Raw genomic sequence first — 7,158 nt, 5'->3', positions numbered from 1 at the left:
TCCCGGTATGTGGTGTAGGGGCGTCGGTAGTCGGTGTGAAGTATCCGCCAGTTCTTGAAGTGTGCCACGACCCGCTCGATGGGTGCGCGGAGTGCGGATAGTGCCGTGTTGGCTGTCTTTTCGCCTTTGCTGAGTTTTCGGTGGCGGGGTTTCTTGGTGGGGGTGAACAGGTCGGCTCCTTGATAGCCCTTGTCGCCGATGCCAGCCAGGGCTTTCTTGATAATATCGGTGGCCTCTGTGTTGTCGAACGCTTTCTTGTCATGGGTCTTGCCGGGAAGTGGATCGGAAATCCAGATCGGGGTGCCGTCCAGCAGACCGATAAGCTGGACACAGAATCCGGTAGTGCCGTGCTTTCGACTCCACAGCTCCCGATGCTCCGCGTAGGACCAGCAGGGCGTGATCGTGCCGTCTACCAGGCACACCTTGCCCCTGACCAGCCGGATGGCGTCCTTGGCGTTGGGCACGAACTCCTCGAGGACTGCTTTGATAGTCGGCACCAGGACGGTGACGATCCGCGAGACAGTAGGTTGGGAGATGTCCCGCAGATCGCCAATGAACTCCTGCGTACTGTTGTGCCGCAGATACATGCACGCGACCTCCACCGCATGATACAGCCCGCACGATTTCGGTCGCCCGGTCTTCTTCTGCCAGGGCGCCGTTAACCTGCCTTGAACACGCCGGACGAGCTCCTGCATTTGGGTCAACTGCAAGCCTGTAGTACGATAGTATCGCAACGGTTCTCCCGGGCTTTGAGAATTCTTTGGTAGGAACTCTCAAATTCTCCCGCGAGAACCGTTGCCCATTGTCGACGACACGCCGAGATAATCACGAATCTTCGATCCGTTTTGTCGGCGCGGTTACCAGGCTTTTTGCATAATCCTCCATGTCCCAAGCATCCGGATCCCCCTGAGCACCGCCTCCGTCGTAGCCTTCACCTGCTCGAACGTGGCATGCGGCGGAATCGGCGGCACATTAGGATCACACCGAACGTCCAACACGACCAACCCATCCGCGCTGAGCGCATGGTCCAGATTACCTGGTTGAGATCGTTGTCATGGAACACGCAGACTGCGCACCGCCGATCTGTCCACTGTGGATGACAGCGCAGCGCGGTGATCAGCTCGGCCGTGCCGTTCATCTGCATGGTGCCGTCGCCGACGAGGGCGATCACCGGGCGGTCGGGGTGGGCGAACTTGGCGCCAGTGACGTAGGGGAGATCGTCTGGGAGAACGTCTTTGCCCGGCAAGGCTTTTGCTACGCCGGCGCCGGTCAGCTCGGCCAGTTCACGGACCTCGGCGGCGGCACCGCGGGCGCCTTGACCGACCAGGATCGCCAGGCGTTCGCCGTTATTGATCACTTCGGCGGCGTGGGTGATCTCGTTGTCGGAGGCCAGGGCGATGGAGTGGGTGAGGCTCGGTCGAGGGCGTTGGGGAGTTGCTCGGCGACGCTGACCTCGACCAGGTACTCGCTGGCTACGTCTTTGAACAGGGCTTGGAGGTCGACTTCCTGCTGGTTGGCGCCGCCCATGGCGGCGCGGGCGGTCTGGCCGACGATCGCGACGACCGGCACGTGGTCGAGTTTGGCGTCGCAGAGGCCGCCCCGCAGGTTGGATCGCGCCCGGACCGGAGGTTGCCAGGCACACCCCGACCTTGCCGCTGAACTCGGCGTACCCCACGGCCGCGAGTGCGCACCCGACACGCGTCAGCGGCGGCCGGACCTGGTCGGGAAGTCGATGCCGAGCAGCCACACCGCGAGCACGACCGCGGTGCGGATCCAGAACCAGTTGCCGGCCAACGCGATCCCGCCGATGCCGTGCACGACCACCAGCGCCATGAGGAACCTGAGCATGCGACAAACTCCCGCCTCGACCCCGGCGCCGGTTACCTCCACGCGGGCCCGGTCAAACTGTCTACTGTGGAGCGGAGCCGGTCACGGTTTGGACACGGGCCTGGCTGGCTATTCCGGGGATGACTGAGCCCCGCCTCACCCCGGGAGCGTGACATGCTGAGCCAGGACGATCGTCGTCAATTGGAACTGATCGCCACCCACCTCCGCATCGAGGATCCGGCCTTCGCCCAGGCGCTCAGCAGCGGCAGACCCCGCCGCCCGCTCAGCGACAAGCGCTGGCCGCTGGTCGTGGCCGCGGTGCTGGCCGGCCTCGCCGAGGTGGCTGGGGTGCTCGCCCAGTCGCTGTCCACGGTGCTGCTCGGCGCCTTGGCGCTGATCGCCGCCCTGGTCCTGCTGCGGTGGCAGAAGCGCAGGTCACAGGGGCCGAAGGTGCGGCCGTCGAAGCGCTCGCCGCGCCCGCCGTTCCCGGATCTGCCCGCCGTCTAGGTGACATGGCCACGCTCGCTCCGTCGCCCGTGCCCGTGCCGGTGGCCCGCCGGCCGCCGAAGGGCGGGGCGCTACTGCGGGTGGTGGCGACCACCGACCACAAGCTGATCGGGATTCTGTACCTGGTCACCGCGTTCGGCTTCTTCATGGCCGGCGGGCTGGTGCTCAGCGGACTCGGCACGATCCTGGGCGCGGTCAACATGATGACCACGGTCGTGTGCCTGCGTGCGCCGGGCATGACCATGTTCCGGATGCCGATCTTCACCTGGAACATCCTGTTCACCAGCATCCTGGTACTGCTGGCGTTCCCCATCCTCGCGGCCGCCCTGCTCGGGTTGCTGGCCGACCGCCGGCTCGGCGCGCACACAGGATTGACGCGACCGCCCGGGGTAGCCGTTGCGCGTACGTGGCCACCTTCGGTCCTTTGTGGACGCAGAGTACGACGAGATCTACCTCAGCCAGATCGGGCCGGAGCAGGACGAGTTCTTCCGGTTCTGGGAGAAGGAAGGAGCTGCGGCCGGCGGCCAGCGGGCTGGTGGAGGTCGGGGTCACACCGGCTGATCCGGGGGCGTGCGGATCTCCTCGGCGATTGAGCCGCCGGCCTGGTTGGCCGAGGTGCCGCTGCGGGCGGCGGCGTCCGGCTGGCGGCGGTCCGGCTCCTCGGGTGCGATCGGTTCGGGTTCGTCGAACCGCTCGTCGATGGACTCGTCCAGCTCGTCGTCCGGGGTGGCGCCCCACGGTCGCTCCGGCGGCGGCTCCGGCTCGGTGTCCGGCTGCTCCTCGGCCAGCCGGTGGTCGAGGTCCTGGCCCTCACGCACCTCCCGCTCGGTGTTGCCGAACCTGTCCGCCTGCGCCCAGTGCTCGGGCGGATCCATGCCCTCCTCCAGCGGATCAAGCCCGACGTTGTCCTCGTCGAATTGCTCGAAGTTGTCGGTCATGGCACCTCCTCGGACCAGGTCTCCGGATACCCGGTTCAGCCGGAGTTCATGCTGGGTATGCGGCCGGCATGAGCGGGTCCGGCCGGCGCGGGCCTGCGGACCGCCAGCACCCGTTCGGCTACGGCAAGGAGCGGTACTTCTGGTCGCTGCTGTGCGCGCGGGTGGACTTCGTGGACGCGTACTCGGCGGGCGACCTGAACGTGCAATGAATGAGTCATTCACTGCGGCTGGCGCACTGAACGAGGCATTCGTGGCGTCGCGTTTCCGCAAGTGGTTTCGGGCACCCGGAGTGACCGCGGTCAATCCCCGCGGACGAGTAGGCCGGTCTGGACCGGGTATCCCGGCCCGATGAGGAAAGGAGGCGTGTCATGCCCCGCGCCTGGAGTGAGAAACGGGAACGGCAGTACGAGCACATCAAGTCCTCGGCGAAGAGTCGCGGTGCGAGCACTGACCGGGCCGAGGAGATCGCGGCCCGCACCGTGAACAAGAACCGCGCGCAGTCCGGGGAGTCGAAGCAGGCCAGCCGGACGTCCGTCAAGGACATGTCGCCGCAACGCAGGGGCGGCAAGCGTTCCGGCAACCGGACCGGACCCAAGGGACCGACCCGCGACCAGCTGTACAACGAGGCCAGGAAGCGCAACATCAAGGGCCGGTCGAAGATGACCAAGAGCGAACTGGCCAAGGCACTTGGCCGGTGACGCCGAGACGATCGGCGTCGAGGAGGAGTTCTTCCTCGTCGACCGGAACGGGTTGCTGGTGCAGCGCGCGCCGGAGGCGCTCGACGCCGCCGACGCCGCCGACTCCGACCTGAAGCCGGAGCTGCTGCGCTGCCAGGTGGAGTCCGCGACCGGCGTGTGCGGCACCGGACCCGAGCTGTACCAGGAGCTCACCGGCCTGCGAGCCCAGCTGGCCCGCGGCGCCACCCGCAACGGCGCGCTGCTCGCCGCGTCCGGAACCGTTGTGCACCAACAACCCGGCGACCTGCCGATTGGCCCGGGCACGCGCTACCACCGCATCGGCGAGCATTTCGGCCGGATCGTGTTCGGCAACCTGGTCTGCGGCTGCCACGTGCACGTCGGCGTCGCCGACCGCGCGGTCGCGCTGGAGGTGTCCAACCATCTGCGGCCGTGGCTGCCGGTGCTGATGGCGCTCTCGGCGAACTCGCCGTTCCTGGAGGGGCGCGACACCGGCTACGCGAGCAGCCGGCACGTGATCTACAGCCGGTGGCCGTCCGCGGGGCCGCCGCCGTACCTGGAGTCGGTCGGCCACTACGAGGCGATCCTGGCCGGACTGCTGGAAACCGGCGCGGCGCTCGACCGGAAGATGATCTATTGGGACATCCGCCCGTCGGAGCACCAGCCGACGCTCGAGGTCCGGATACCGGACGTGCTCGGCACCGTGCGGGAGGCCACGCTGGTCGCGGTGCTGGTGCGCACGCTGGTGCGGACCGCGCTGGACGCCGTGACGCACGGGGTCGCCGCGCCCCGGCTGCCGACCGAGGTGGTCCGGGCCGGCCTGTGGCGCGCCGCCAAGGACGGTCTCGAGGGGCGGTGCCCGGACCCGGAAACCGGCAAGGCCCGCCCGGTACTGGCCATTGTGGACGATCTGGTCCGGGCCAACCATGCCCGGCTGGCGGAGGCCGGCGAGTTGGACCTGACCGTGTCCACAGTGGACTGGCTGCGTCGCGAGGGTGGCGGTGCCGCACGGCAGCGCCGGGCATACGCGGCCGGGGGGCGGCTTGACGACGTGCTCGGCGAGATCAGCGAGGAGGCAGAACCCGGCCACACCGGGCCTGGTGCGTGAGTTTGAACCGAACTGTGGCCGGGCACAGGCCGGTCATGGACGTACAGCGGGAGCGGATCGTCCGGCAGGTGCTTTCACAAATGCGTCAGCATTCGCCTACCGTTCGGTGAACGCGATGGACAGCAGGAATCCGAACAGGATCTGCACCTCCGGCCTGCGCCACCCGGATCTCCTGCAGCAGCTCGTTGAGGCTGCGGGCCAGCTGCTCGTGCTCGGCCTCCCCGGCGCGGCTCATCAACCGGACTCCTCGGTGACCACGTGCGGTGCGCCGACCGGTTTGGACTCCGGGGAGCCGCGCTGGCGCAGATAGATGCTGAACACCACCATCGAGCCGATGGCCAGGAACTCCGACTGCCAGTTCTGCAGGGTGCGGTTCCAGAAGTCCGCGCTGCCAAGGTAGGTGAACCAACCGACGGCCGCCTCGTGGCCGGCGAGCTGGTCCGCGTTGTAGGCGCTGAGCCCGGCAATGGACTGGGCCAGCCAGGACACCACGAACAGGCCGGCCATCAGCAGGCCGAGCGAACTGGAGAACAGCATCGTGCGCCAGCCGCCGGTTTTCGCCCAGTGCGGCGATTCGCGCGTTGCGTACCGACCCAGCTGCTGCTGCTCGTCGGACTCGGCGCCGGCCTCGTGCGGCTGCTTGGACTCCGGCGAGCCGCGCTGGACCAGCCATACCGTGCCGTAGATGAACAGGAAGAACTGCAAGTACTCGGACTGCCAGTTCTCCGCGACATCGACCACGAAGTCGCTGGAGGCCACGAAGCTCAGGAACGGCTCGGGTTGCGCGCCGCTGGCGAGCTGGCGGTTGTTGAAGTCCGCGTGCCCGGCGATGGCCTGACCGACCAGCGCCGCCAGGAACAGCGCGCCGAACACCAGGCTCAGGCCGTTGTCGCGCAGGAAACGCCGCATGGTTGCCTCCCTCACAGCCGCAGCAGCCCGATCACGAGGAAATAGGCCAGCCCGCCGAGGATGACCGCGAGATAGACGTTGAAGATCACTCGGCGCATCTAGCCACCCACCACGCACCGGTACGGCTCGGACTCGCCCGCCGGTGTGCACCCGGCTGCCGACACCCGCCAGCCGTCGTCGAACTCGGTCAGGAACATCGTGTTCGCGTCGGTGTCCACTTGGGCCCGACCCGACCACACCTGTACCGATCGGACCGTCCCGGGCTGGATCCGGTCGGCCGGCAGCGCCTCCGCGCAGGGTTGACCCTCCGAAGTGGACAGATCGGCGCTGGTCCGCGGGGCGAGCAACGCGCACGCCGCCTCCCGGTCGCCCCGCTCCGCGGCGTCCAGGAACCCGGTCGCCGCCCGCCGGGCGTCGGGTTCGCCCGGGCCGGTGCAGCCCGCCAGGAGCAGGCCACACAGGACCAGGCCGCCGGCGGTGACCAGGAGTCGCATGCCTCTAGGAATGTCCCGGCGCCCCGCTGGGTAAACCCGGGCGGTCACCGGCAGGCGGTGAAGACCCGGTAGGCGAGCTCGGTCAGCGCCTCGGTGATCCGCGCGGCCGGCCGCGGTCGTGGCGCTGGTAGCGGTAGAGCTCGGGGGCGAGCGGGGCCAGCAGCACGTCGGTCATGGTGTCGATGTCCGGGATCTCGGCCTCGGTGAGCAGGGTGCGGATGGCCCAGTTGGGGACCTGCTGCACGACCCGGGCGATGGCGTCGACGCGTTTGGGGTCGAGCTTGCCTTCGTGGAGGGCTTCGCGGACTTGGGGGAGTTTGACGGGTGCGGTGTAGCCGATCGGGGTGACGGTCTCGGCGACCAGTTCGGATTGGGTGACCATGCGAGTGGCGTCGTTGCGGGTGATGTTCAGGTATTCGGCGATCAGGACTGGGAGGCTGGCGTAGCCGGCGAATTGCGCGGTCTGTGCGTGTTCCAATTCGGCGACCGTATCCAGCATCAATGCGTAGTCGCGGCGCATGCGGAGGGCGATCTCTTTCGGGTGTGGCTCTTCTGGAGGGACTTGTCGATCGTGGGGCGGTTTGGCCGCCCACGGCCCGAGCCTGGGTAGCTGGTGGTGTTGCTGTGGTGGGAGGTTCTCCGGTGACGATGTCCGATGCCATGAAGGTGACCTTCGAGAC

General features: G+C 67.8%; 11 protein-coding genes and 2 pseudogenes. 5 read left to right on the top strand and 8 right to left on the bottom strand.

Annotation, left to right across the window (positions count from 1 at the left end):
- From VGR06_RS22680 to VGR06_RS22670, 3 genes and pseudogenes are all read right to left on the bottom strand, one after another.
- The coding region (locus VGR06_RS22680) for a transposase family protein (protein WP_327561115.1) at nt 1-695 on the bottom strand (695 nt) is incomplete at its 3' end.
- 216 nt (nt 696-911) lie between these two features.
- A pseudogene (locus VGR06_RS22675) lies at nt 912-1,687 on the bottom strand (thiamine pyrophosphate-binding protein); the annotation flags it as partial.
- A gap of 14 nt (nt 1,688-1,701) precedes the next feature.
- Nucleotides 1,702-1,848 carry a hypothetical protein gene (locus tag VGR06_RS22670; RefSeq protein ID WP_327561114.1) on the bottom strand — a complete coding sequence of 49 codons (147 nt, stop codon included), beginning with the start codon at nt 1,846-1,848 and terminating at the stop codon, nt 1,702-1,704.
- A gap of 153 nt (nt 1,849-2,001) precedes the next feature.
- Between VGR06_RS22670 and VGR06_RS22665 the strand changes: the two genes are divergently transcribed.
- The gene (locus VGR06_RS22665; protein WP_327561113.1) at nt 2,002-2,334 is read left to right on the top strand and encodes a DUF3040 domain-containing protein; all 333 of its coding nucleotides are present in this window, start codon (nt 2,002-2,004) and stop codon (nt 2,332-2,334) included.
- Between the two features lie 5 nt (nt 2,335-2,339).
- Nucleotides 2,340-2,699: pseudogene (locus tag VGR06_RS22660) on the top strand (cbb3-type cytochrome c oxidase subunit I); the annotation flags it as partial.
- 183 nt (nt 2,700-2,882) lie between these two features.
- Here VGR06_RS22660 and VGR06_RS22655 read toward each other — a convergent pair.
- Nucleotides 2,883-3,272 (bottom strand): hypothetical protein, encoded by a 390-nt coding sequence (locus tag VGR06_RS22655; RefSeq protein WP_327561112.1) that lies wholly within the window; start codon nt 3,270-3,272, stop codon nt 2,883-2,885.
- 68 nt (nt 3,273-3,340) lie between these two features.
- Here VGR06_RS22655 and VGR06_RS22650 point away from each other — a divergent pair, with 68 nt between their 5' ends.
- The 3 genes from VGR06_RS22650 to VGR06_RS22640 all read left to right on the top strand — a co-directional run bounded on the left by VGR06_RS22650 (nt 3,341) and on the right by VGR06_RS22640 (nt 5,075).
- On the top strand, nt 3,341-3,481 hold the full coding sequence (locus VGR06_RS22650; RefSeq protein ID WP_327561117.1) for a hypothetical protein: 141 nt from the start codon (nt 3,341-3,343) through the stop codon (nt 3,479-3,481).
- 159 nt (nt 3,482-3,640) lie between these two features.
- Nucleotides 3,641-3,970 (top strand): plasmid stabilization protein, encoded by a 330-nt coding sequence (locus tag VGR06_RS22645; protein ID WP_327561111.1) that lies wholly within the window; start codon nt 3,641-3,643, stop codon nt 3,968-3,970.
- Nucleotides 3,960-5,075, top strand: a complete 1,116-nt coding sequence (locus VGR06_RS22640; protein WP_327561110.1) for a glutamate--cysteine ligase — start codon at nt 3,960-3,962, stop codon at nt 5,073-5,075. Before VGR06_RS22645 ends, VGR06_RS22640 begins: the two co-directional genes overlap by 11 nt.
- 85 nt (nt 5,076-5,160) lie before the next feature.
- Here the strand turns inward: VGR06_RS22640 and VGR06_RS22635 are convergent, their stop codons facing one another.
- From VGR06_RS22635 to VGR06_RS22620, 4 genes are all read right to left on the bottom strand, one after another.
- The gene (locus tag VGR06_RS22635; RefSeq protein WP_327561109.1) at nt 5,161-5,310 is read right to left on the bottom strand and encodes a hypothetical protein; all 150 of its coding nucleotides are present in this window, start codon (nt 5,308-5,310) and stop codon (nt 5,161-5,163) included.
- A complete protein-coding gene (locus tag VGR06_RS22630; protein WP_327561108.1) occupies nt 5,310-5,984 on the bottom strand; it encodes a DUF6766 family protein in 675 nt (224 codons plus the stop codon). Before VGR06_RS22630 ends, VGR06_RS22635 begins: the two co-directional genes overlap by 1 nt.
- Nucleotides 5,985-6,082: 98 nt before the next feature.
- Complete coding sequence (locus VGR06_RS22625) at nt 6,083-6,478, bottom strand: hypothetical protein (protein WP_327561107.1); 396 nt, start codon at nt 6,476-6,478, stop codon at nt 6,083-6,085.
- Between the two features lie 82 nt (nt 6,479-6,560).
- Entirely contained in the window at nt 6,561-7,010 is a 450-nt protein-coding gene (locus VGR06_RS22620) for a DUF222 domain-containing protein (protein WP_327561116.1), read from the bottom strand.
- Nucleotides 7,011-7,158 lie beyond the last annotated feature (148 nt).

The sequence above is a fragment of the Actinophytocola sp. genome (assembly GCF_036002505.1).
Taxonomy (GTDB): Bacteria; Actinomycetota; Actinomycetes; order Mycobacteriales; family Pseudonocardiaceae; genus DASYTH01.
The sequence above is the reverse complement of the archived record's forward strand: the minus strand, read 5'-3'. Positions and strand labels throughout refer to the sequence as shown.